This window comes from Roseomonas sp. BN140053 (genome assembly GCF_047690175.1).
Lineage (GTDB): Bacteria > Pseudomonadota > Alphaproteobacteria > Acetobacterales > Acetobacteraceae > Roseomonas.
In genome coordinates this window covers 1-21,931 of sequence record NZ_JBLLEB010000044.1, presented here as the reverse complement: position 1 = coordinate 21,931, position 21,931 = coordinate 1, and the positions used below count along the sequence as shown (strand labels likewise).

The 21,931-nt window shown below is 70.0% G+C and carries 20 protein-coding genes and 2 pseudogenes; 17 read left to right on the top strand and 5 right to left on the bottom strand.

Translation table 11 applies throughout. The features are described 5' to 3' along the window. The first annotated feature begins 37 nt into the window (after positions 1–37). From ACLIBK_RS22685 to ACLIBK_RS22670, 4 genes are read left to right on the top strand one after another with little or no spacing between them, the layout of a single operon-like run. The gene (locus ACLIBK_RS22685) at positions 38–784 is read left to right on the top strand and encodes an SDR family NAD(P)-dependent oxidoreductase (RefSeq protein ID WP_415389584.1); all 747 of its coding nucleotides are present in this window, start codon (positions 38–40) and stop codon (positions 782–784) included. A 23-nt stretch (positions 785–807) separates the two neighbouring features. After that, on the top strand, positions 808–1,278 hold the full coding sequence (locus ACLIBK_RS22680) for a cupin domain-containing protein (protein WP_415389583.1): 471 nt from the start codon (positions 808–810) through the stop codon (positions 1,276–1,278). Then, the gene (locus ACLIBK_RS22675; RefSeq protein ID WP_415389582.1) at positions 1,275–2,096 is read left to right on the top strand and encodes an isocitrate lyase/PEP mutase family protein; all 822 of its coding nucleotides are present in this window, start codon (positions 1,275–1,277) and stop codon (positions 2,094–2,096) included. The genes ACLIBK_RS22680 and ACLIBK_RS22675 overlap by 4 nt, the downstream gene beginning before the upstream one ends. Beyond that, positions 2,093–3,088, top strand: coding sequence for an alpha/beta fold hydrolase (locus ACLIBK_RS22670; protein WP_415389581.1), 996 nt, complete (start codon positions 2,093–2,095; stop codon positions 3,086–3,088). The genes ACLIBK_RS22675 and ACLIBK_RS22670 overlap by 4 nt, the downstream gene beginning before the upstream one ends. Positions 3,089–3,284: 196 nt before the next feature. Here ACLIBK_RS22670 and ACLIBK_RS22665 read toward each other — a convergent pair whose 3' ends face one another. Continuing rightward, complete coding sequence (locus ACLIBK_RS22665) at positions 3,285–4,208, bottom strand: LysR family transcriptional regulator (RefSeq protein ID WP_415389580.1); 924 nt, start codon at positions 4,206–4,208, stop codon at positions 3,285–3,287. Positions 4,209–4,294: 86 nt separating this feature from the next. On the opposite strand from ACLIBK_RS22665, the pseudogene ACLIBK_RS22660 reads away from it, so the two are divergent. Then, positions 4,295–4,660: pseudogene (locus ACLIBK_RS22660) on the top strand (sulfite exporter TauE/SafE family protein); the annotation flags it as partial. Here ACLIBK_RS22660 and ACLIBK_RS22655 read toward each other — a convergent pair. Beyond that, on the bottom strand, positions 4,646–5,017 hold the full coding sequence (locus ACLIBK_RS22655) for a transposase (RefSeq protein ID WP_415389594.1): 372 nt from the start codon (positions 5,015–5,017) through the stop codon (positions 4,646–4,648). The pseudogene ACLIBK_RS22660 and the gene ACLIBK_RS22655 overlap by 15 nt on opposite strands. 231 nt (positions 5,018–5,248) lie before the next feature. Between ACLIBK_RS22655 and ACLIBK_RS22650 the strand changes: the two genes are divergently transcribed. The 6 genes from ACLIBK_RS22650 to ACLIBK_RS22625 all read left to right on the top strand — a co-directional run bounded on the left by ACLIBK_RS22650 (position 5,249) and on the right by ACLIBK_RS22625 (position 11,971). Next, the gene (locus ACLIBK_RS22650) at positions 5,249–6,154 is read left to right on the top strand and encodes a LysR family transcriptional regulator (RefSeq protein WP_415389579.1); all 906 of its coding nucleotides are present in this window, start codon (positions 5,249–5,251) and stop codon (positions 6,152–6,154) included. Between the two features lie 139 nt (positions 6,155–6,293). Further along, the gene (locus ACLIBK_RS22645) at positions 6,294–7,238 is read left to right on the top strand and encodes a Bug family tripartite tricarboxylate transporter substrate binding protein (protein ID WP_415389578.1); all 945 of its coding nucleotides are present in this window, start codon (positions 6,294–6,296) and stop codon (positions 7,236–7,238) included. Positions 7,239–7,360: 122 nt separating this feature from the next. Beyond that, a complete protein-coding gene (locus ACLIBK_RS22640; protein WP_415389577.1) occupies positions 7,361–9,265 on the top strand; it encodes a CoA transferase in 1,905 nt (634 codons plus the stop codon). After that, a complete protein-coding gene (locus ACLIBK_RS22635) occupies positions 9,262–10,056 on the top strand; it encodes a 3-hydroxybutyrate dehydrogenase (RefSeq protein ID WP_415389576.1) in 795 nt (264 codons plus the stop codon). The genes ACLIBK_RS22640 and ACLIBK_RS22635 overlap by 4 nt, the downstream gene beginning before the upstream one ends. 19 nt (positions 10,057–10,075) lie before the next feature. Continuing rightward, complete coding sequence (locus ACLIBK_RS22630) at positions 10,076–10,972, top strand: cyclase family protein (RefSeq protein WP_415389575.1); 897 nt, start codon at positions 10,076–10,078, stop codon at positions 10,970–10,972. 24 nt (positions 10,973–10,996) lie between these two features. Then, positions 10,997–11,971 (top strand): Bug family tripartite tricarboxylate transporter substrate binding protein, encoded by a 975-nt coding sequence (locus ACLIBK_RS22625; protein WP_415389574.1) that lies wholly within the window; start codon positions 10,997–10,999, stop codon positions 11,969–11,971. A 192-nt stretch (positions 11,972–12,163) separates the two neighbouring features. Here the strand turns inward: ACLIBK_RS22625 and ACLIBK_RS22620 are convergent, their stop codons facing one another. Then, complete coding sequence (locus ACLIBK_RS22620) at positions 12,164–13,678, bottom strand: TAXI family TRAP transporter solute-binding subunit (RefSeq protein WP_415389573.1); 1,515 nt, start codon at positions 13,676–13,678, stop codon at positions 12,164–12,166. Between the two features lie 136 nt (positions 13,679–13,814). Between ACLIBK_RS22620 and ACLIBK_RS22615 the strand changes: the two genes are divergently transcribed. The 6 genes from ACLIBK_RS22615 to ACLIBK_RS22590 all read left to right on the top strand — a co-directional run bounded on the left by ACLIBK_RS22615 (position 13,815) and on the right by ACLIBK_RS22590 (position 19,761). Beyond that, positions 13,815–15,086, top strand: a complete 1,272-nt coding sequence (locus tag ACLIBK_RS22615) for a 3-isopropylmalate dehydratase large subunit (RefSeq protein WP_415389572.1) — start codon at positions 13,815–13,817, stop codon at positions 15,084–15,086. Beyond that, entirely contained in the window at positions 15,083–15,640 is a 558-nt protein-coding gene (locus ACLIBK_RS22610) for a hypothetical protein (RefSeq protein WP_415389571.1), read from the top strand. Before ACLIBK_RS22615 ends, ACLIBK_RS22610 begins: the two co-directional genes overlap by 4 nt. Continuing rightward, entirely contained in the window at positions 15,637–16,446 is an 810-nt protein-coding gene (locus tag ACLIBK_RS22605) for a 3-keto-5-aminohexanoate cleavage protein (protein WP_415389570.1), read from the top strand. The genes ACLIBK_RS22610 and ACLIBK_RS22605 overlap by 4 nt, the downstream gene beginning before the upstream one ends. A 33-nt stretch (positions 16,447–16,479) precedes the next feature. Then, on the top strand, positions 16,480–17,454 hold the full coding sequence (locus ACLIBK_RS22600; RefSeq protein ID WP_415389569.1) for a tripartite tricarboxylate transporter substrate-binding protein: 975 nt from the start codon (positions 16,480–16,482) through the stop codon (positions 17,452–17,454). 139 nt (positions 17,455–17,593) lie between these two features. After that, the gene (locus ACLIBK_RS22595; protein WP_415389568.1) at positions 17,594–18,568 is read left to right on the top strand and encodes a Bug family tripartite tricarboxylate transporter substrate binding protein; all 975 of its coding nucleotides are present in this window, start codon (positions 17,594–17,596) and stop codon (positions 18,566–18,568) included. A 122-nt stretch (positions 18,569–18,690) separates the two neighbouring features. Further along, a complete protein-coding gene (locus ACLIBK_RS22590; RefSeq protein WP_415389567.1) occupies positions 18,691–19,761 on the top strand; it encodes a Bug family tripartite tricarboxylate transporter substrate binding protein in 1,071 nt (356 codons plus the stop codon). 139 nt (positions 19,762–19,900) lie between these two features. Here ACLIBK_RS22590 and ACLIBK_RS22585 read toward each other — a convergent pair whose 3' ends face one another. Continuing rightward, positions 19,901–21,277 (bottom strand): MmgE/PrpD family protein, encoded by a 1,377-nt coding sequence (locus ACLIBK_RS22585; protein ID WP_415389566.1) that lies wholly within the window; start codon positions 21,275–21,277, stop codon positions 19,901–19,903. A 212-nt stretch (positions 21,278–21,489) separates the two neighbouring features. Continuing rightward, positions 21,490–21,810, bottom strand: a pseudogene (locus ACLIBK_RS22580) (transposase); the annotation flags it as partial. Positions 21,811–21,931 lie beyond the last annotated feature (121 nt).

Below are 21,931 nucleotides of genomic sequence, written 5' to 3'. Positions count from 1 at the left end.
TCGCTGCTCCAGCCTTCACCGGAAACGGAGATATCCCTTGCTGTCATCGCGCCTCGTCATCGTCACCGGCGGCAGCCGCGGCATCGGCGCCGCCATTGCCCGGCGGCTCGCACAGGACGGTTACCGGATCGCCATCGGCTGCCGGCACGCCGGGGAAGCAGGCGAGGTGCTGGCGGCAATCGGGGAGGAGGCCGGAGAAGCGATCGCCCTGCCCCTGGACGTGACGCGGGAGGAGGAGGTGGACAGGTTCTTTGCCGCCGCGGAGGAGCGCTTCGGGCCTCTCCATGCCCTGGTGAACAACGCGGGGATCACGGGCCCGCTCGGGCGGTTCCGCGATCTCGATCCCACCTGGATGCGACGCGTCGTCGCGGTGAACCTGATCGGCACCATGCTCTGCGCACAGGCCGCTCTGCGCCACTTTGCGTCCGTGGAAGCCGAGGAGCGCTCCATCGTGAACATCTCCTCCGTCGCGAGCCAGACAGGCAGCCCCGGGGAATACGTGCACTACGCCGCGAGCAAGGCCGCGGTGGAGGCCTTCACCGCCGGTCTCGCGCGCGAGGTGGCGGCGCAGCGCATCCGCGTGAACGCTGTGGCGCCGGGTACGGTGAATACCGGTATCCACGCCCTGGCCGGGGACCCGGGCCGCCCTGCCCGCGTTGCACCCCGCGTGCCCATGGGGCGGGTCGGCGAGCCGGAGGAGATCGCCGAGGCGGTGGCCTGGCTCATCTCCGGCGCCGCTTCCTACGCCACAGGCGCGGTGCTGCGCGTGACGGGCGGGCTGTGATCGCATCCCGAAGGAGGATCAGCATGAAGCATCCCACTACTCTTACGGCGGCCGAGGTCGCCGTCCGCTCGCGGCCCTCGAACTACCCGCCTCCCTTCGCTGCTCGTATGTCGGGCCGCACGAAGCGCGTACTGGGCGACCTCTTCGGGCTCCGCAACTTCGGGGTGAACCTGACCGATCTGCAGCCCGGCGCCTCCTCCGCGCTGCATCACGTGCACAGCCGGCAGGACGAGTTCGTCTTCGTGCTGGAGGGGGAGGCCGTACTCGTGATCGGGGAGCGAGAGGAAACGGTGTTGCGGCCGGGCGACTGCGCGGGTTTTCCGGCCGGGGGCGCCCCACATCACCTGGAGAACCGCTCCTCCCGCCCGGTGCGCTACCTGGAAGTCGGCGACCGGACCGAGGGGGACGAGGCGTCTTACCCGGAAGATGACCTCGTCGCCCTGCGCGTCGAGGGCGGCTGGCGCTTCTGCCACAAGGACGGGAGGCCCTATTGAGCGCCCTGCGATCAGCGATGGAACAGGAGCGCCGCGCCGCCCGCTTCCGGCAGCTGCACGAAGGGCCGGGAATCCTCATTCTCGGGAATGCCTGGAGCATCGGCTCCGCCAAGCGGCTGGAGGGGATGGGCTACGCCGCCATCGGCACCAGCAGCGCGGCCCTGGCCACCGAATTGGGGCTGGAGGACAACGGGGTGGGCCGGGACGGCGTGCTGGCCCATGCCAGGGCCCTGACGGCCGCCACCGAACTGCCCGTCGCGGCCGACCTCGAGGATGGCTTCGGTCCGCAACCGGAGGATTGCGCCGAGACCATCCGCCTCGCCATCGAGGCGGGATTGGCGGGCGGGTCCATCGAGGACTTCACCGGCGATGCGGCCCATCCCATCCACGACTTTAAAGCCGCCGTCGCCCGGGTGGCCGCCGCCGCTGCCGCGGCACGGGCGAGCGGCACGGGATTCGTGCTGACGGCGCGGGCGGAGAACTTCGCCTGGAAGCGCCACGACCTGGCGGACACCATCGCGCGCCTGCAGGCCTTCGAGGCGGCCGGGGCGGATGTGCTCTTCGCGCCCAACCTGCCCGATCTCCAGGCCGTGCAGGCGGTTTGCGCGGCCGTCACCCGCCCCGTGAACATTCTGATGGGCCCGGCCTCACCGGATTGGAGCCTGGCGGAGCTGCAGGCGGCCGGCGTCCGCCGCGTGAGCCTCGGCCATGCCCTCGCCCGGACGGCTGAGGATGCCTGGGCGGCAGCGGCCCGCGCCGTGCTCGACACGGGCCGTTTCGCCTACCGACGCGCGGTCGTCGAGTTTTTCGCGGGATGAGCGGCGAGGAGGCCGTCCTGATCGCCTGCACCGATGGTGTCCGGCTCGGCGGGCATCTCTGGCGCAGCGACCGAGCACCGCGCGGCGCCGTCGTAGTCAACCCAGCGACGGGAGTCCTGGCGAGCTACTACCACCGCTACGCCCGCTTCCTTGCCGCCCACGGCTTCGAGGTGCTGACCTACGACTACCGCGGGATCGGCGCCTCGCGTCCACCGAGCCTTCGCGGGTGCGGCTACCGGTGGCGGGACTGGGGGATGCTGGACTTCGACGCGGCGCTGCGCTTCATCCGAGACCGGAGGCCCGGCGTGCCACTCCTGGTGGTCGGGCACAGCATCGGTGGCTTCCTGCCAGGCTACGCCGAGAGCGCGCCGGCGATCGCGCGGATCCTCTCGGTCGGGGCGCAATATGCCTACTGGCGGGACTACGCGACCCGGCACCGGGCGATGCTGCTGGCGAAGTGGCACCTTGCCATGCCCCTCCTCACGGCAGCGTGCGGCTATTTTCCAGGGCGGCGCCTGGGATGGCTGGAGGACCTGCCCTCCGGCGTGGCCCACGAGTGGAGCTTTCGCCGCTCCAGGCTGGAGTGGAGCCATGACGTGGCCGAACGGTCCACCATCCTGGCCCGCTTCGCGGCTGTCACCGCGCCGATCCTCGCCGTGGCTGCTGCGGATGATGAGTATGCGACGCCGGCGGCTGTCGAGCGGGGACTCTCCTATTTCCGCAACGCGCCTCGCATTCGGGTCGAACTGAAGCCCGACGGTCTTCGTGTTAAAGCGATCGGGCACTTCAGCCTCTTCCACGCTCGGCATGAAGGCGGCTTCTGGAAGGCCACGCTTCGATGGCTGATCGATGGCATCAATCCATGGGAAGGTGGAGTGAATGCCTCCTCGGCCCCGTCCGCGGCTTTGATGCTGCCGGGCGCCGCGCTGCCGATGCCATCAAGGGACGGGCAGCCCACCGCGCGATTGGGGCGACGCGCCACCACGCGATGACGCAGCCTCTGGGCCATGGCGGTGCGGGTACTGGAAGGGGGCGGGGTGCCCCGGTAAGAGGCCTTCGTCGGTATTGGGGCGATAGCGGTGGGCAGCCGGCGCGGCCGGGTGTGGCCGAGAGCGGCACTTCCGCTCTTGATCAACCGACATCAGAAAGCCGCTAACAGGGCGGTCGCTTTCCAACTTCGTCAGAACATTACCTTGCAGCGCTAGCGGTAGCCTTACTCGTCATCTCCGGCGACCTTGCGAGATGGTCCGCGAGCTTCCTCGCGTGGGGCGACAGTGCGTCGAGGCGGCGGACAATAACCATCAGCTGTCGCTCGGCCCAGGGATCGTCCATGCGTACCATGGCGAGGGTGCCCTGCTTATCCCACCGTCGCACCGCAGCCTCGGGCACCACAGCGATGCCCGCGCCCAGCGCAACCATGCGGCAGGCAGTGTCCAGCCCGCGTACCCGCACGCGCGTTCGCATCCGCCCGCCCGCCCGTGCCGCGTGCCCGGCCAAGTGCCAGCCGAGCGCGCTCTCGTCCGAGAGGCCCACGAACTCGAAGCTTAGTGCCTCGGCGAAGGTCATCTGCCTGCGCCCCGCCAGGTGATGGTCTGGCGGCGTGACCAGCACCAGCCGGTCAGTTCGGAAAGGCAGGACTTCGAGCCCTGAAAAGTCCGCGTGACTGGCCGCGATCCCAACCTCCACCTCCTCCTCGGCAACGGCCCGCGCCACCTCGGGGCTGGGTCGCTCACCGAGGTCCACATCCACATTCAGGTTGGCGCGCAGGAAGTCGGCCAGGATCTCCGGCAGGAACTCGGCCGCGGCGGCGGTATTGGCCAGCAGGCGCACATGGCCCCTCAGGCCGCGCGCGTACTCGCCCATCTCGCCGCGCATGCGCTCCATCTGCCCGTTTACGAGCCGTGCGTGGCGCAGCAGCGTCCGGCCGGCGGGCGTCGGCTCCACCCCACGCCGGCCTCGCTCCAGCAGCGGAATGCCGGCCTGCTCCTCCATTCCCCGTACCCGGGTCGAGGCGGAGGCGAGGGCGAGCCCGGCGCGGGTGGCGCCTGCCGTGATACTGCCCGCCTCCACCACATGAAGGAACAGGCGCAGGTCTGTCAGATCAAAATGCACGGGCGACGTGCCTTCGTTCAGGACTGAGGCAGGCTACGCCAATCCCGCATTGTTCGGCAGTGGCGCCAAGCGGCAGGGTCCCGTGAATGATGGACATCCTTCCCCTCACCCTGATGCTGTTCGGCATCTTCTTGCTCGCAGGCATGGTGAAAGGCCTGCTCGGCCTCGGTTTGCCGACGGTTGCCATGGGCCTGCTCGGCCTCGTCATGCCCCCCGTCCAGGCTGCCGCCCTCCTTCTCATTCCTTCGTTGGTAACGAATGTTTGGCAGCTTCTGGCCGGACCGCGTTTTGGCGCGCTGATCCGGCGTCTGTGGCCCATGATGCTGGCCATCGTCATCGGCACCCTGGCCGGATCGGGAATCATTGCCGGCACGGTCGCCTCGGCTGCGAGCATAGGGCTTGGTATCGCGCTACTCCTTTACGGCTTCGCTGGCCTACTAAAGCCGCAGTTCCGCATCCCGCCCACGATCGAGCCGTGGGGGGATCTCCGGCTGGCCGCCGCGGTCGCGGACATCCTGGCGGATGGCATCGCTGTCGTAGCCCCGATCGGCGAGCAGGATGCCAGGATCGCTGTCGCGTTCGTCCATCAGCCCGGCATAGGCGGTGCTGTCGTGCGCCTCGCCCGGCGTCAGCGTCAGGCCGATCGGCAGGCCATAGGCATTGGCGCGGAGGTGGATCTTGGTCGAGAAGCCACCGCGCGAGCGCCCGAGACCCTGGCGATGAGCCCCCCCTTTGCGCCCGCCGCGCAGGGTGCAAAGTCCAGAGTCGAACAATACGGGAACATTTCTCTTAACAGAATGAAATCCCACAAGAGAAGAAGCCGCTAGTTCGGTGAGAGTGCCAGCCAGCGCAGAAAGCAATGCCGTTCAACGCGCAAGCTGCCAGGATTATGTTGAAGCTTGAGCTGACGCCGGTGTGGAATCCAGAGTAGGGTTTCCGACCACATGACGTTCAAACACCTCCATGCTTGCGGCGTCACTGACTAGACCCGAAAGGCACCACGGACCCACGGTCCGGCCAAGATCCTGAAGGTTCCTGCCTTGGATACGAAGCTGCTTGAGACCTTCGTCGCCGTTGTGCAGGCAGGAAGCCTATCTGCGGCGGCAAGCCAGCTAGGGGTCGCGCAACCCTTGGTGAGCCGCCGCTTGCAGGAATTGGAGGCGCTGTGTGGCGCACCGCTGCTGTACCGGCATGGTCGCGGCGTGCACATGACCCCTGCTGGCGCGATCTTGCATGAAGAGGCGCCCAAGCTCCTCACACGGTGCTCAACCATGCTGACACTGGTCGCAGCCGCGGGTGCAACCGCGGAAGGGCCGGTGTCCATCGGCGTGTCCCCCTCCATCGTCAGCGCGGCAGGCGTGCGCATCACCGAGCTCATCGCGCAGAACTATCCTGGCATCACTCTGCAAATGGTCGCGGGCTACTCGCGGCACCTTCACGAGTGGCTACTGCAAGGCCGCATCGACATCGGTCTCCTCAGCGATACCGGGCTTTCCAATCAGCTGGCCTCAGAGCATCTCGGCGCGGCGCGTGTAGTGCTGGCCGGACGGCCCGGTTTCATTCCTGTTGGTTGCGGCGCACTGCCATTTTCCGCCCTAGCCGGCATCCCCCTCATCGTTCCCACGGAAGGGATGGGACTCCGGCGCTATATCACGTTAGCGGCGCAGCAGGCAGGCGTGCGGCTGACTATCGCCCATGAAGTCGACGACATCACGCTGGCCAAGGATCTGGTTGCGGCAGAGAAAGGGGCCACCCTGATCTCGGAACTCGCCGTGGCGAAGGAGATCGCGCGTGGCGAACTGGTCTGCCGGAGCCTTAGCAACCCCGAACTGCACGCCCGTGCCGTGCTGGCCACCGCTCTCAACAGACCTGTAACGCCAGCGATGAAAGCGGTGATCGTGACACTGAAATCCGTCTGCGCAGCGGTCCTGCCCATTCCGCGATAGCGCACCGCATCATGTGCGGAGCGCCATAGCTGGTATCACCGCAGCATTCGTTGACGCCCGAAATGCCCCTCCATAGCGTCGCGAAAACGGCGCTTGGGGGGACGCGGTGCCAACACGGCGAAAGTTTCTCGGCTCCACCGTGCCGCTCATCTGTGCGGCGAGCCTGCTGCCATGCTCCGCGATCGCGCAGGCGTTTCCGCGATCGCGCGCGATCAGGCTGGTGGTCAGCGGCCCCGTCGCGAGTGCGACCGACCTGGTCAGCCGGGTGCTCGCCGATGCCCTGGAACCGGTGCTGGGCCAGCGCGTCGTGGTCGAGAACAAACCGACCGCGAACGGTGCCGTAGCCGGCGCGGACGTCGCACGCTCCTCGGCAGACGGATATTCCCTGCTAGGGATGGTGACGAGTTCTATGGTCATCAATCCCCACATCAACCGCAACGTTTCCTGGCACCCTGTCAACGACTTCACCGCCATCGGCGAGATCGGCACCACAGCCTCCGTCGTCGCTGCGCCGGCGAACTCGCCCTATCACAATTTCGACGAGGCGCTGACCGCAGCGCGGGCACGTCCGGACCAGGTGACTTTCGGCGTTCTGACGTTGACCTTGTCGCATTTCATCGCGCTCGCCCTGAAACAGCGGACCGGTGCCGAGTTCTCCCTGATCCCCTTCACGACCCAGGCCCAGATGGTGAGTGCGGCGCTGTCCCGCGATATTGATCTCGTTTCCACCGGTGCTGGCGGCGTGTTGCCGCTGATCGAAACGGGGGAGTTGCTGCCGCTGGTCGTCACCAGCGATGAACGCATCACCCCGCTTCCCGCCGTGCCGACCTTGGCCGAGTTCGTGCCCGGCTTCAGTGCCCCGAACTGGTTGGGCCTCTTCGGTCCGGCCGGCATGGACCCGGGAATCGTCGCGACCCTCAACGCCGCGATGAACGACGTACTCGCGCGGCCGTCGGTGCGCGAGCAGCTGATTCGCGCCGGCACCATGCCGAGCAGCGGGTCCGCACGGGCCATGGCCGATCGCGTGCGATCGGATTTCGAGCGCTACCGGGATATCGTCGCAGCTGCAGGGCTCGCGCAATGATTGCCGTTTCACCCGATAGGGAGCACAGCTCCCGGGTGCTGCGGGAGGTAGAGGTCGTCCGTCTCGGTGCTTCTCTCAGCGGGGACTTCCTGACCTGCATCCTCGAGGACGCAGGGGCCAGGGTGCTCGAGACGGCAACGGCCGACCCGGCCGAGATCGCTCGATCCCTGCCCCAGGCGAGCGTGATCGTCAACGACCTCGGACGCGGCGTGCCGATTCCTGCGATCGTGGACGATGTGCTGAAACAGCGATCCGGATCGGTCATCAGCTGCGCCATCGTCAGCTTCCCTGAGGAGGGCCCGCAGGACCTGCCGGAGCTCGAGGATGGCCCAGTGCTGGCGGTGCTCGGCATCAACCGGATGGCGACCGATGAACCGCGACCCGAGCCGTTGCACATGCCAAGCCTGTATGCAGCGCAGATGGCGGCGCTCCAGATCGGCGGCGCGCTGCTGCAACGGCTCCGTGGCGATACGGCGCCGCAGGCCATCGAGGTGTCGCTGTTCGGTGCAGCACTCAACGCACTGGGCCGCCAGCTCGTCACCTTCGACGATCCGCGGTTTCGCGACCCGCTGTCCCACGGCTATCGCTTCCCGGTCGCACAGCCGCGGCTCTGCGCAGATGGCCGCTACGTGCAGCCGCACGGCATGTTCCCGCATTTCATCGGACTGCTGATGGAAGCGGGCGGCCATCCCGAATGGGCAGCGGAGGCGTCGGCCGCCCTGCACCACTTGCCGGATGAGGCGGCGGTGGCGCTGTGGAATGATCGCATGGACGCGATGTTCCTGCAGCGCGACGCCGCGGAGTGGGAGCGTGCCATTAACGCCATCGGTGGCGCCTGCACGATGTGCCGGACGCGATCGGAATGGGCGCGGGAGCCCCACGCGGCGGCAGCCGGCGTCATCGTCGGGGATGGGGGCATCGGACCGGGCGTCGTCGTGCGATCTGGCGAACCCGCTGCGGCGGCACGGCCGAGCGCGACCGACACCGATGCCCGGAGGAGCGACAACAGGCCCCTGGCCGGCACGCGGGTGGTGGATTTCTGCATCATCATCGCCGGCCCGACCGCCGGCAGGGTCCTTGCCGACCTCGGGGCCGAGGTGGTGAAGATCGACGCGCCGAACCGCTACGTGAATCCCTGCCTCTGGATGGATGTCAACCGCGGCAAGCGCAGCATCGTGCTCGATCTGCGCCGGGCCGAAGGAAGGGAGATCGCGGCGAAGTTCGTGGCGCAGGCGGACGTGGTGCTCGAGAACTTCCGCACCGGAAAGCTGGAGCAGCTCGGTCTGGGCTATGCGGAGGCAGCACGCCTGCGGCCCGGCATCATCTACGCTTCCACGAACGCGATGGACCCGCTCGGGCCCTGGTCTTCGCGACCCGGCTGGGAACACAACGCGCAGGCGGCAACCGGCATGCAGCTCGCGCGCGGGACAGGAGTGCCCCAGCACGTGCCCTTTCCCGTCAACGACTACGCGACGGGCATGTTCGCTGCCCTCGGTGTCGTCTGGGCCATGCTCCACCGTGAGCGGACCGGTGCCGGCAGCCGCGTGTTCGGCAGCTTGGCGCGCAGCGCGACCTACGTGCAGCGCTTCGATGCGCATGACCTCACCGCGGCGCCGGAAGGGCGAACGCTGCGCTGCGCCGATGGCTGGATCACCCTCTGGCGGGCGGGCGAGTTCGGGGGTGGGGATTTCGAAGGCTCGTCCTGCGAGGATGCCCTCGCGCGCGTGGCCGCCGCGGGTGGGGTGGCGGTGCGCGAGAATGTGCCGACGGACCTGCGCAGTCTTCCCTGGGTGCATGAGAGTGGGCTGATGGTGCGCTGGCGCCATGGCACGCTAGGCGGTTTCAGCCAGGGCGTGCCGCAGGCCCGCAGCTCTGCCTGGCAGGCCAGCCCGAACCATCCCGCGCCCGAGCCGGGCGCCGATGCCGATGCGCTGCTCGCGGAGATCGGGATGGCCGATGTGGCCCCCCGGCTGCGCGACCAGGGCGTTGTTTCCACCTTCCCGCTGTTCGGGGACGCAGGGCGATGACGGTGCGCCCGCTCGCCGGACGTTGCGCGCTAATCACCGGCTCCACCTCCGGCATCGGCCTCGCAGTCGCCGAAGCGCTCGGGGCGCAAGGTGCCGACCTCATGCTGAATGGACTGGTGGACGACCGCAGCGCGGAAACGCTGTGCCGTTCCCTGGGCGAGCGGCACGGCGTGCGCGTCGCGCATCACGGCGCCGATGTTTCGCATCCCGGTGAGGTCGAAGCACTCATCGACGCGGCGCAGCGCCATGCCGGGGGGCTCGATATTCTTGTCAACAATGCGGGCATCTCCCACGTCGCGCCACTCGAGGCGTTTCCGGCGGAGCGATGGGATGCGCTGCTGTCGGTGCACCTTTCCGCCGCCTTCCACACTATGCGGCTGGCCTTACCGGGCCTGCAGCAGCGGGGCTGGGGTCGCATCGTCAACATCGCCTCGGTGTTCGGGCTGATCGCGACGCAGCACCAGGCCGCCTACGTTGCGGCCAAGCATGGGCTCGTCGGGCTGACCAAGGTCGTGGCGTTGGAAACGGCCCGGAGCCCCGTCACCTGCAACGCCGTTTGTCCCGGGCTGGTGTCCACGCCGCGGGTGCTGCGCGACGTGCAGTCCAGGGCCGATGAACTCGGGATCCCGCTCGAGGAGGCGAAGCGGATGACCATGTCCACGCGGCAGCCGGCCGGCGAGTACATCGCGGCCGCGGACGTGGCCGCCGTCGTCGCCTTCCTGTGCAGCCCGCAGGCTGCGGAAGTCCGCGGCGTGGCCTGGGCGATCGATGGCGGATGGACGGCACGTTGAGCAGCACAGGACATCGCGAATGAATCCCGAACTCGCCTGGCCCGGCCATTCCGGGAACTGGAAGCGTTGGCCCAATGACCGCGGCACACTGAACCTCATCACGCCGGCGGCGGTCCTGCGCGGCACCGGCTCGGTGCGGCTGGGGGAGGTCATCCCCTGCGCACGTCCCGTCGCCGCGGCCGAGCCGCTGGAGCCGGTGACCCTGTTCCGCCAGGAAATGACCCATGTGCGCGACGTCCCGGATGCCTGCGCGGTTCGCACCCAATCGGCGGCCGACATGCTGACGTTCCGTGTCCACAACATGGTGAACACGCATATCGATGCCCTGTCGCATATCGGCTTCGACAACCGCCACTACGACGGCAACGCGCATGCCGAGGTCGTGACGCTCCGGGAGGGCGCCAAGCGCTTCGACATCACCTCCATGCTGGGCATCGTCACGCGCGGTCACCTGATTGACGTGGCGCGTGGCCGCGGCGTCGCCTGGCTCGAGCCGGGCGAGCTGGTCATGCCGGTCGACGTCGCGTCCCGGCTCGACGCGGTCGAGCCCGGCGATGCCGTGCTCATCCGCACCGGAGCGACCCTGACGGGTGGGCGACACTCTCCGACGGACCCGCGCGGCATCTGGAGCGGCCTGCATCCCGACACGGTCGAGCTGCTGGCCCGGCGCGACATCGGCGTACTCGGGGCGGACGCGACCGAGCCGGGTCCCAGCCCGGTTCCCGATCGGTGCAGCCGTCCGATCCACGTGCTGTGCCTGGTGTTCTACGGCTTGCCCATCATCCACCACCTCGACCTGGAGCGGCTGGCGGAACGCTGTGTGGAGCTTGGGCGCACCGAGATGCTGCTGACCGTCGGGGCACTGAACGTCCCGCACGCGACGGGTTCGCCGGTCACGCCGCTCTGCGTGCTGTAGCGGCGGATCAGGGGAGGAAAACACATGCTCACACGCCGTTCCGCCATGGCGCTCGCGGTCGCGTCATGGGCTGCGCCCTTCGCTTCCGCAGCTGCGGCGGAGTTGCCGCCCGGTCCGATGCGGTTCATGGTCGGGTTTCCGCCGGGTGGCGTCAGCGACCTCGTGGCACGCCTCCTCGCGCCCCTGCTGTCGCAGCGCCTGCAGCGCCCGGTGGTCGTGGAGAACCGATCCGGGGCTGGCGGCATGATCGCCATGACCGCGGTCGCCTCCGCGGCGCCCGACGGCCGCACCATCGGCTTCGGCACGCTCGGCATGCTCTCCATCACGCGGCACATCGTGGACCGGATGCCGCTCGATCCGCTGCGCGACCTCGCCCTGCTGGGGCTGATCGCGACCTCGCCGCAGCTCTTCGTGGTGCATCCTGGCCTGGCGCCACGCAGCTTGGCGGAGCTGCTCGATTACGCGCGCGCCAATCCGGGGCGGGTCAATGTGGGATCCAGCGGCAATGGCAGCATCCCGCATCTCACCATCGAGCTGCTGCGGGAGCGGACGGGCGTCGAGATGACGCATGTGCCCTATCGTGGCGTGGCGCCGGTGATCACTGACCTGATGTCCGGGCAGATCCAGGCGTCCATCGCCGATATCCCCGCCTTCCTGGAGCCGGTGAGGAATGGCACCCTGCGCGCCGTCACGCTGGCCGGCCCCGCGCGATCCAGCTTGCTGCCGGATGTTCCGACCACCGCGGAAGCAGGCCTCCCGGATTTCGAGGTGGAGAACTGGTACGGCCTCATCGCGCCGGCGGCAACGCCGCTGGCGGTGCAGCAGCTGCTGAATGACACGCTGCGCGAGGCGCTCGCGGACGAGGGCTTCAGCGCCAAGCTGACCGAGTTCGGCGCCGTCGCGCACGGCACCAGCATCGCGGAGTTCCGGCGTTTCGCCGAGGCGGAGTCGGAACGTTGGGGTGCCGTGGCGCGCAGGGTCGGCGCGAAGATGGATTGACGCTGCCCGTCGTCGCGTCGGGCTGGTCTGGGCAGCCCGGACTCTGCGCCACGTCCCGGTGTTCGGGCGGGGTCCACCATCCCGCACGCGACCTCGATGGAGGAGGACATCTTCGGGCGATGCGGCGACCGGCTGGGGCGAGTGGGACCGACGGGGGTATACTGAGCCTCGTGAGCCGGGTGAAAAACGTCCTCAGCGTTTCACCGCCGGATGCAGCGGCACGGCCGTGCTGTCCGGCCAGAAGAGTGCCGGCTGGCCGGTTTCGCGCAGCTTGCGCTCCAGCGCCTGGGCGACCTGCCCGACCTCGCTCTCGCTCCGGGTGGCCGAGGTCACCAGCCCGAGCACAGTGACCAGCGTTGCCACCGAAGCGCCGCCCGCCCCGTACGCGGCGGGGTCGATCGCACCCGCCGTGAAGGTGGGGTGGCGCGCGACGAACCGTTCCATCAGCGCCGGCGGCAGCGGGATGAGGCGCAGTGGAACTTCCCGGCCCAGCATCTCGTAGTCGCGCGTGGGGGCGGCGTTGAGGGACACCAACGCATCCAGTTCGCCCACCGCGAAGGCGCGGTTGGCCTCCGCGTAGGGCAGCGAGACCATCCGGGCGCTCGCCCGCCTGCGTACGGCCGGACTGGGCGCGACCAGCGCCAGCACCTCCCGCCAAACCTCCGCCGTGACGTAGTCCGCCTCGCCGGCGGCGGCGCGGGCCGTCAGCAGGTCGGCGACGCTGTGCAGCGGGCCGTCGGCCCGCACGAGGACGTGCAGCTGCAGTGCGGCCAGCGGCAGGACCAAGCGGAGCCGCCCGTGCGGCTCGGCGAAGGGCGGCACACCGCGCCAGGCCGCCTCGATCCGCTCCAGCGTCACGGCGCAGTAACCGGCCCTGCCCTCCTCGACGGCCGTCAGGCGGTCGGTATTGCCGAGTTCCGCGTCTTCCAGGCTGAGCTCCGGCAGGCGCTCCCGCAGGGCCGTGCCGAGTTCGGCCAGCAGGCGCGGTGCCGTGCCGCGCACCCCGGCCAGGATTCGCCCGCCCAGGCGCTGGGCCAGCGTGTCGGCCGCGGAGCGCAGGCACCCGGACTGTTCCGGGGGCGCGGCCAGCAGCAGGGCGCCGAGCGGCGATCCGACGGCGTCGCTGACCGCCGCAGCGATCAGTCCGTCGCCGGCGGCAACGCCCGCCCGCACCGCGGCCACGCCGGCACGCGCGCGGGCCGGCGCCGTCGTCAGCCATTCCATCCGCTCCGTGTCCGGCAGCAGCGCCGCCACCGCCCACCCCGCCGGCCCATCTGCCAGGGGCAGCGCTGTGCCCAGGGGCGGCAGGGCGGTCGCGTCCTCCGGAACCTGCGCCACCACCAGCAGCCGCCGTCGCGGCGTGTCGTACGCGGCGTAGCAGCACGCCGCGCCGGTCGCGGCCGCCAGCGCTGCCGCCGCCTCGCGCCCCAGCGCGTGCCGTTTCGAGAGTTTGCCGAGGGCGGCGCCCCAGCGCTCCAGCTCCGGCCCGATCAGGTAGCGCTGGCGCCCGGCGCTCCATTCCACCAGGCCTTCCGCGCGCAGGACCTGCAGCAGCCAGTGCGTCGAGGAGAGCGGCTGGTCGAGCACCGTGGCCAGCTCGCGCACGCCCCACTGCTCCTTCTGGTCCATGAAGGCGCGCAGCACCGTCAACGCCTTGCCGATGGAGCTCGACTGTCCCGAGCCGGCCCGGCGGGAGGTACGTGGCATGGGCCCGCGCATAGCAAGTCCTGTCCGGCCGGCAAAGCGGTGCTTGCAACGGTCCGTTCAACCCTATTGAATGGCGGACGTCAGCAGCCGCGCGGCTGCGGCCAAGCACGAGAGTCGAGGGAAAGGAACGGGCCGCATGGGTCAGACCGCCATCGAGAAGGTGTTGGCGCGCGCCTCCGGCCGCGCCGCGGTCGCCGCCGGCGACATCGTCCATCCCGTCCCCGAGCTGGTGATCCTGCATGACGGCTACGTGGTACCGGCGCGGCGCGAGCTGGAATCGCTTGGCCTGCGCCGCCTGGCGCAGCCGGAGAAGGTCGTCTTCGTCACCGACCACGAGGTGATCTACGCCACGCCCGCCGCCGCCGCGCGCGGCCGCGCCATCCGGGCCGCGGCGCGCGACTGGGGCGTGCGACTCTTTGACGTCGGGCAGGGTGGGCACGGCCATATCTTCCCGATGGAGAGCGGCTTGGTGCGGCCGGGCATGTTCCTCTTCGCCTACGACATGCACTGCTCGAACTTCGGCGCCATCGGTGCGCTTGCACTGCGCAACGGGTCCGAGGTCACCACGGTGATGGCCACCGGCACGATCTGGACCGCCGTGCCGCAAACGCTGCGGCTGCACCTCACGGGCCGGCTGCGGCCCGGCGTGATGGCCCGCGACGTCGGCTTCCGTCTCGCCGCGGACCTGCGGCACCGGCGGCTCGGCCTGGACTACGACTACCGCGCCATCGAGGTGGGCGGGCCGGGGATGGCGACGCTCTCCGTGGATGAGCGCGTGGCGCTCTGCAACACCGTCACGGAGCTCGGCTGCAGCGCGATGTTCTTTCCGCCCGACGCGGTCACGGCGGCCTGGCTCGCCGCGCGCGGCCTGCCGCCGGGCGAGTCGGTGCAGCCCGACCTGGATGCCCGCTACGAGGGCGAGATCCGCATCGACCTGTCGGCCACCGAGCCGCAGGTCGCCCTGCCCGGCTCGCCCTACGACGTGGCGGACCTGTCGGGCGTGCTCGGCCAGGCGGTGGACCACGCCTATGTCGGCTCCTGCGGCTCGGGCATGTGGGGCGACCTGGAGGTCGCGGCCGCCGTGCTGCGCGACCGGCACGTCGCGCCGGGCGTGCGGCTCTTCATCACCCCCGGCAGCGAGGCGTCGATCCGGCGCATGGCGGCGCAAGGGCTGACCGACCTCTTCGCCGCGGCGGGCGCGATCGTGCTGCCGGCCGGCTGCGGCCCCTGCGCCGGCGGCAACATGGGCCCGCTCGGGCCGGGCGAGGTTTCGATCTCCACCGCCGCGGTGAACCATCACGGCCGGATGGGCGCCAAGGACGCGCGCATCTTCCTGGCCAACCCCGCCGCCGTCGCCGCTTCCGCGGTGGCAGGGCGGATCACCGACCCGCGGGAGAGCGCCCGATGAGCGATCGATCCACCGAGGGGAACCGCTGGTTCCTGCGCGGCCGCTGCCGTAAGTTCGGTGACGACGTGCCGCTGGACGGCGGGCTGATGCCCTTCCGCTTCGCCATCGGCCGCGTCACGGACCCCGCCGAGCTGATCCCGCATCTCTGCGAGGAGATCCGCCCCGGCTTCCATGCGGAAGTCCGCCGCGGCGACATCCTCCTGGCCGGGCGCAACTTCTGTGCCGGCAAGGCACACTTCCAGGGTCTGCTGGCGATCGAGGCGCTGGGCCTCGGCATCGTCTGCGAGAGCATGCCCTACAACTCCCGTCGCATCGCCGTGGCCACCGCCAATACCTTCCTGACCGACTGCGCCGGCTGCACCGCCCTGGCCGAGGAGGGCGACGAGCTAGAGGTGGACTTCGCCACCGGCCGCTTCGCGAACCTGTCGCGCGGCACAGTGCACGAGCTGCCGCCGATGGACTCGTCGCTGCGCGACATCGTCGCGGCTGGCGGCTCCAAGGGCGTGATCCGGGCTTGGCTGGCCGCGCATCCGGAACAGGGCGTCGCTGCGTGAGCCGGCGCGCCATCATCGCCGTGGCGCCCAACGGCGCCCGCGTGCTGCGGCAGCACAACGCGGCCGTGCCGATCACCCCGCTGGAGATCGCTGAGGAGGTCGCCGCCTGCGCGCGCGCCGGCGCCGCGATCGCACACGTACACGCGCGCCACGCGGACGGCACGCCGAGCCAGGCGGTCGAAACCTATGCCGAAATTCTGCGGCTGATCCGCGAGCGCTGCAACATCATCGTCCAGGTCTCCATCGGCGTCCGCGGCTTCGACCTGGAGGAAGCGCTGCGGCCCATCGTGCTGCGGCCGGAGATGGCCTCCTTTCCCCTGCGCGCGCTGCGCTCCGGTGAAGGCGAGGATCGCCTGGCCGACCTGGTCGACATGGCCGGGCGCATGCGGGCGGCGGGCGTGCGGCCTGAACTGGACGCGTCCGACGTCCCGATGCTGGAAGCCGGGCTCGCCCTGCTGGCGCGGGGCGCGGTGGCGGAGCCGCCCTGCTTCGGCCTGATGGTGGGCGAGGCACCCACGGCGCGGGCCACGATCCGCGGCCTGCTCGATCTCGCCGAGCGTTTGCCGGAAGGCGCCCACTGGTGGGCCGGCAAGGGTGGACGCTGGCAGATAGAGCTGCGCGCTGCGGCGCTCGCCATGGGCGGCCACCTCCGGGTCGGCTTTGAGGACAGCGTGCTGGACCGGGCCGGCGACGCGCCGGCGCCGAACAATGCTTACTGGGTGGAGCAGGCCGTCGACCTCGCGCAGGCGCTGGGCCGCGAGCCCGCCACGCCGGCCGAAGCGCGTGCCATGCTCAGCATGAGCTGAACCGGAACCGAGAACAACCAGGAGGGAAACGCCGTGCTTACCAACTTCACCCGACGCGCCGCGCTGGCCACGTTGCTGGCCGCGCCGGCACTGTCCCTGCGCGCCCAGGGCATCGCCGAGGGGAAGCCGATCCGGCTGGTCGTGCCCTTCGCGCCGGGCGGTTCGCCCGACATCATCGCCCGCCTCGTCGCCCCGGAGCTGAGCCGCGCCTTGGGCGGCCAGCCCGTGGTGGTGGACAACCGCCCCGGGGCGAATGGCGGCATCGGCATTGGTGGTGTGGTGCGCGCGACGCCCGACGGCACCACGCTGCTGGTGGGCAATCTTGGCACGCTGGCGATCAACCCGGCAGTCTACGAGCAACTCCCTTACGACCCCAAGGCGCTGACGCCGATCACCCGCGCCGGCACCAGCGCCCTGGTGTTGGCGGTGCCGGGCAGCAGCGACATCCGCACCGTGGGGGAGCTGGTGGCGCGTGCCAAGGCGCGGCCGCGCGAACTGACCTATTCCTCCGGCGGCAACGGCACGGCCTCGCACCTGGCGGCCGCATTCTTCACCCAGCTCGCCGGCATCGAGATGTTGCACGTGCCTTATCGCAGCACCGTCGCTGCGGCGACCGCGCTGGTCACGAGCGAGGTGAACTGCAACTTCGGTGGCCAGGGCGCGGTCTGGCCCCTGACCGAGGGAGGCCAGGTCCGCGCCATTGCCGTGACCGGTGCTCAACGCGAGCCGGGCCGCGAGGTCCCCACCGTGATCGAGGGCGGCCTGCCGGGCTTCGAGGTGGTGGACTGGTTCGGCGTGCTGGCGCCGGCCGGCATGGCACCGGCGCTGGTGGGACAGCTGAACGCCGCGCTCAACGCGATCCTGGCGCAGCCGGAGATCGCGGCCAAGCTGGCGGTGCAGGGCATCCTGGCCGGCGGCGGCACGCCCGAGCAGTTCGCCACCTTCACCGCGGCGGAGCAGGAGAAGTGGGCGCGCACGGCGCGCGCGGCGCAGATCAAGGTGGAGTAGGCCGCGCCGGCCAACACGGCCTCAGCCTTCGTGAAAGGAGGAGGTTCCAGGACGCTACGCGCTTCGCTTCGGAGCCGACCCCGTGCTTGAGTGCGCGAGGAAGCCCGTCAGCTTCGGGAACAACGAGGGAGGAGTAGCGATGCCCCACTGGGCCACCCGGCGTCGAAGCGTGCTCCTGGCCGGCCTCCTTGCCCCAAAGCTGGCACGCGCCGCCTGGCCGGAGCAGCCGGTGCGCATCGTGTCGCCGGCAGCACCCGGTGACGGGGGCGACACGCTCGGCCGCGTGCTGGCCGCGGAGTTCGAGAAGGTGTTCAATCGTCCCTTCGTGGTGGAGAACCGCACCGGTGCCGGCGGGCGCGTCGCCTCGGACTTCGTGGCGCATGCGGCACCGGACGGCTACACGCTGATGGTGGCCAATGCCGGCAGCCACGGCATCAACGGCGCGATCTACCGCAGCCTGCCCTTCGACCTCGTGCGCGACTTCACCCCGATCACGCTGCTGCTAGAGGCCCCCAGCGTGCTGGTGGTCAATGCCCGCACGCTACCAGTCCGCAGCCTTGCCGAGTTCATGGCCAAGGCGCGCGAGGCGCCGGGCGGGCTGGCCTATGCCTCCGGCGGCGTGGGCGGCTCCTCACACATGTCCATGGAGCTGTTCCGTGCGCGGACCGGCATCGAGATGGTGCACGTGCCCTTCCGCGGCGCGGGTGGGGCGGTGACGGCGCTCACCGCCGGCGAGCCCGCGGCGATGTTCGTGAACCTACCCTCCGTGCTCGGTGCCCTCAATCGCGGCGATCTCCGGGCACTGGCGGTCACCTCGCTCACCCGTGCCCCGGAACTGCCGGAAGTGCCGACGCTAGATGAGGCGGGGGTGCCGGGCTACGAGACCATCGCTTGGTTCGGCTTGGTCGCCCCGGCCGGCGTCCCACCTGCGGTGGTGGAAACGATCCGGCGGGAAACCCAGCGCGCGATCGAGAGCCCGGAGGTGGTGGAGCGGCTGCGCAACGTCGGCGGCACACTGCGCACCTCAACACCACAGGAATTCAGCGAGCGCATCGCGCAGGACGTCGCCATGTGGCGGCGCGTGGTCGCGGAACGCGGGCTCACCCTGGAATAGGGTTCTGGGAGAACAGGGTTCCGGGCCGGTCGCGAACGAGCGGCCTGGCCGGGGCTCGCGGTGGCCAGCCATCGCGGGCGGAGAAAAACAGGACAAACATCCGACGAAAATCTCAGGGAGGTATGGAGCATGCCGCAGGACTTGGCAGGACGAGGACGAAAGCTGTCCACGGCGGAACCGCTGGTTCCACGGGACGCTTCGTGGCGAGCATCGCCCAGCCGGCGGGCCGCGCTGGCTGGTCTGCTCGCAGCACCGTTCCTCGCGCACCGCGCTGCATCCCAGGTGAGGCAGGCGGCCTGGCCGTCGAACCGGCCGGTACGCGTGATCGTGCCCCTCGCGGCCGGGGAACGTCCGATTTCCTGGCTCGTAGCGTCGGCGCCCGCTTGCAGGAGATGACCGGGCAGAGCTTCGCGGTGGAGAACCGCACCGGGGGCGGCCAAGCGGTGGGCTGGCAGGCCGGCGCCCGGGCAGTCCCGGACGGTACCACCGTGACCATGTGCGACAACTCGCTGCCCTCGGCCGTCGCACTGGGCCGCGACCTGGGCTTCGATCCCCGCGCGGAACCGGTGCCGGTGACCATGCTGGCGGAATACGCGCCGATCCTGATGGTAAACCCATCACTCCCGGTGCGCGTCCTGAGGGAGTTCGTCGCCTATGCCAAGGAGCGGCCGGGACAGCTCTTCTATGGGTCCAACGGTGTCGGCGCCATACCGCACCTGCAGGCCGAGTTGCTACAGGACGTGACCGGCATCCGCATGAACCACGTGTCCTATCGTGGTCTGGCGCAGGCCGCGACGGACCTCATGGGCGGCCAGATCCACCTCGTCATTGCCGCGATCCCCACCATCCTTGGCCAGATGCGCAGCGGCACGCTGCGGGCGATCGCCGTTGCAACCCAGGGCCCGCGCGTTCCCGCCGCCGCCGACGTGCCGAGCGTGCGGGAGCTGGGCATCGACTTCACCAACACGAACTGGTTCGGGGTGATGGCGCCGCAGGCAACGCCGCCGGAGATCGTCGCGCGCATGCAGACCACGATCGCGGCCGCGCTGGGCGATCCTGATCTGCGCCGCCGCATCGAGGAGAGCGGGGGAACCTCGGCCGGCAGCACGCCGGACGAGTTCCGTCGGTCGGTCGATGCGGAGACCGCCTCCTGGACCCGCATTGTGCGCGAGAAGAACATCAAGCCCGAGTAGAGCCGGGCCCGCATGGGGCCCCGAATGCCGACGCGGTCCGGGTGGGATGCGCCGCATCACCTGATCGGGAGCGGGGACGGGGGGAGGGACATGGCGGGGCTGGGCCGTGCTGCCGGCCGTCGCCAGCGCACCGTCACCTTCAGTGCGTGCCGGCCCCGTCCGGCGCGGCGATTAGGGCATCGAGTAGGGGATCCAGGGTGTCGAGTTGGTCGAGCCGCCGCAGGGCCGCCAGCGCCGCCTCAACTCGTTCAGGCGGCAAGGCGCGCCCCGCTAAGTCGCGGAACTTTGCCTCCAGCGCCGCGTCGGAGAGCGGCGCGTCGTGGTGGCCGAGCGGGTTGCGCAGGGTGTGCGACAGGGTGCGGCCCGACGCGGTTGTGATCTCCACCCGGCACGGGAAGGCATCGGGGAAAGCGCGCGTGAACGCGGGATCCTCCACGATCGCGACCAGCTGTGCCATCTGCAGAATGCGCTCGTCCGCGAAGTGCTCGGGCGTGAGGAGGTCATCGCCGAAGCGGCCCTCCACCAGCGCCGCGGCGACCAGCCAGGGCATGCTGTGGTCGGCGGTTTCGCGCGTGCGCGGCCGCAGCTTCTCGGGGTTGCCGGTCGCCTCCACCACGGCGAAGCGGTAGCTGTGGACGGTGACGCGCGCGATCGGCTCCCCGCCCAGATCGGCGCGCAGCGACAGAGCGGCCAGCACCGGGCCCTGGGCGTGGTATTCCGTAAGCAGCACCTTGATGTCTGCCTCGGGCAGGCGGAAGGGCGCCCCATCTTCGCCGCCGAGCGGGCCTAGCGGCGCCCCGTCCAGCAGCTGCCGCAAGCCGTTGCGCCCGTCGATCGCCGCGGCCGGCGCGGTCATGCCTTCGGCCGCGAGCAGCGCGGCGAAAACGCCGTTGCGCGCCGCATTAGCGGCAGCGCAACCCTTCCACATTGAAATCTCGCCGCGTCGCGTCGCTTCCAGCGGCAGGTCGGATACCACAGCCAGGGACAGCGCCCTGGCGATGCCGGAGGCCGGCAGGCCGAGCAGCTTCGCCGCGCCGACGGCGCTGGCCAGCCCGGTGTAGAAGACGTGGTCGATGCCGCGCTCCCGCACCTGCAAGGCCTGCAGCAGTGCGTAGTGCACCTCGTAGGCGGCCACCACGGCGGCGAGAAAGGCGCATCCGTCGGCGCCCGTCACCTCCGCCACTGCCAGCAGGGCCGGAATCGCATCGCTCGGGTGGCCGCCCCCACCGGGGTAGCAGTCGTTGCCGTCGAGATAGCGCGCTGCCGCGGCATTGGCGAAGGCCGCGAGTTCTGGCAGGACGCGCCGCCCACTGCCGAGAAGCCGGGCACCGCCCGCGACCTCGGCTCTCGAAGCGAGCGTGCGGGCGACGCGACAGGGCTCGCCGTTCAGCCCGGCCACGGCGCAACCGAGGGTGTCCAGAACCCGGCGCCGTGCCTCGTCCACGATCTTCGCCGGTAGTTGCGTGAACTCCAGCGCTGCAACGTAGCCGGCCAGGCGGGTGGTGGTCTCGTCCATGACCCGGAGCATGGCACAGCCAGCGGCCAGTCATAGGCCAGTTCGGTCATCGGAACGCGGCTGTTCGCCTTGACCACTTCCCCGACCTGCTGGTGCCGATCGCTCACGATGGGCAGCACCTCGCCTCTGCCAGAAACGTTCTCCCGAACACAACTACCCGGCCACGCGACCGCTCACCTGCTGCGCATAGCCGCGGCAATCCGCTCCTCAGCCTTCAGGCCCGTACTGTCGATGACGAGGTGCAGCGGCCCGCCCCGTGGGCGATAGGGGATGACGACCGCGAGGTCCGTCTGCCGGCGCGAGAGGGTGCTGTAATGGGGCACCTTCCAGTCCAGACCGGCGAGCCGGATCAGGCTACCCGCCATGCCTTGTGCAGCTCGTAGTGGCAACTGGTACAGCACCTTCAGCGTGAGCACCGCCTGGATCGCCGCATCCGTGAAGACCGGTGGCCGGCCTCGCCTGCCCGTACTCTCGGCGGCGTGCCATGCCAGATTGGGCGAGATCCACACTGTCAGGTCACCGCGTGAGATCATACCGGCGCGCTTATGAAGTGACTTTTCCAATCCAGGGATAGCTAGTGAGGGAGCGGAGGCGATCTGGCGTCAGGGCATTCCAGGCTTGGCAGCAGGCGTCGACGATGGCGGCGTTGCTGTG

Excerpts from the sequence above, each read along its gene's own strand:
- ACLIBK_RS22680 (WP_415389583.1), top strand. The coding sequence starts at position 808 with ATGAAGCATCCCACTACTCTTACGGCGGCCGAGGTCGCCGTCCGCTCG.
- ACLIBK_RS22670 (WP_415389581.1), top strand. The coding sequence starts at position 2,093 with ATGAGCGGCGAGGAGGCCGTCCTGATCGCCTGCACCGATGGTGTCCGG.
- ACLIBK_RS22635 (WP_415389576.1), top strand. The coding sequence starts at position 9,262 with ATGACGGTGCGCCCGCTCGCCGGACGTTGCGCGCTAATCACCGGCTCC.
- ACLIBK_RS22630 (WP_415389575.1), top strand. The coding sequence starts at position 10,076 with ATGAATCCCGAACTCGCCTGGCCCGGCCATTCCGGGAACTGGAAGCGT.
- ACLIBK_RS22625 (WP_415389574.1), top strand. The coding sequence starts at position 10,997 with ATGCTCACACGCCGTTCCGCCATGGCGCTCGCGGTCGCGTCATGGGCT.
- ACLIBK_RS22620 (WP_415389573.1), bottom strand. The coding sequence starts at position 13,678 with ATGCCACGTACCTCCCGCCGGGCCGGCTCGGGACAGTCGAGCTCCATC.
- ACLIBK_RS22615 (WP_415389572.1), top strand. The coding sequence starts at position 13,815 with ATGGGTCAGACCGCCATCGAGAAGGTGTTGGCGCGCGCCTCCGGCCGC.
- ACLIBK_RS22610 (WP_415389571.1), top strand. The coding sequence starts at position 15,083 with ATGAGCGATCGATCCACCGAGGGGAACCGCTGGTTCCTGCGCGGCCGC.
- ACLIBK_RS22595 (WP_415389568.1), top strand. The coding sequence starts at position 17,594 with ATGCCCCACTGGGCCACCCGGCGTCGAAGCGTGCTCCTGGCCGGCCTC.
- ACLIBK_RS22590 (WP_415389567.1), top strand. The coding sequence starts at position 18,691 with ATGGAGCATGCCGCAGGACTTGGCAGGACGAGGACGAAAGCTGTCCAC.
- ACLIBK_RS22585 (WP_415389566.1), bottom strand. The coding sequence starts at position 21,277 with ATGGACGAGACCACCACCCGCCTGGCCGGCTACGTTGCAGCGCTGGAG.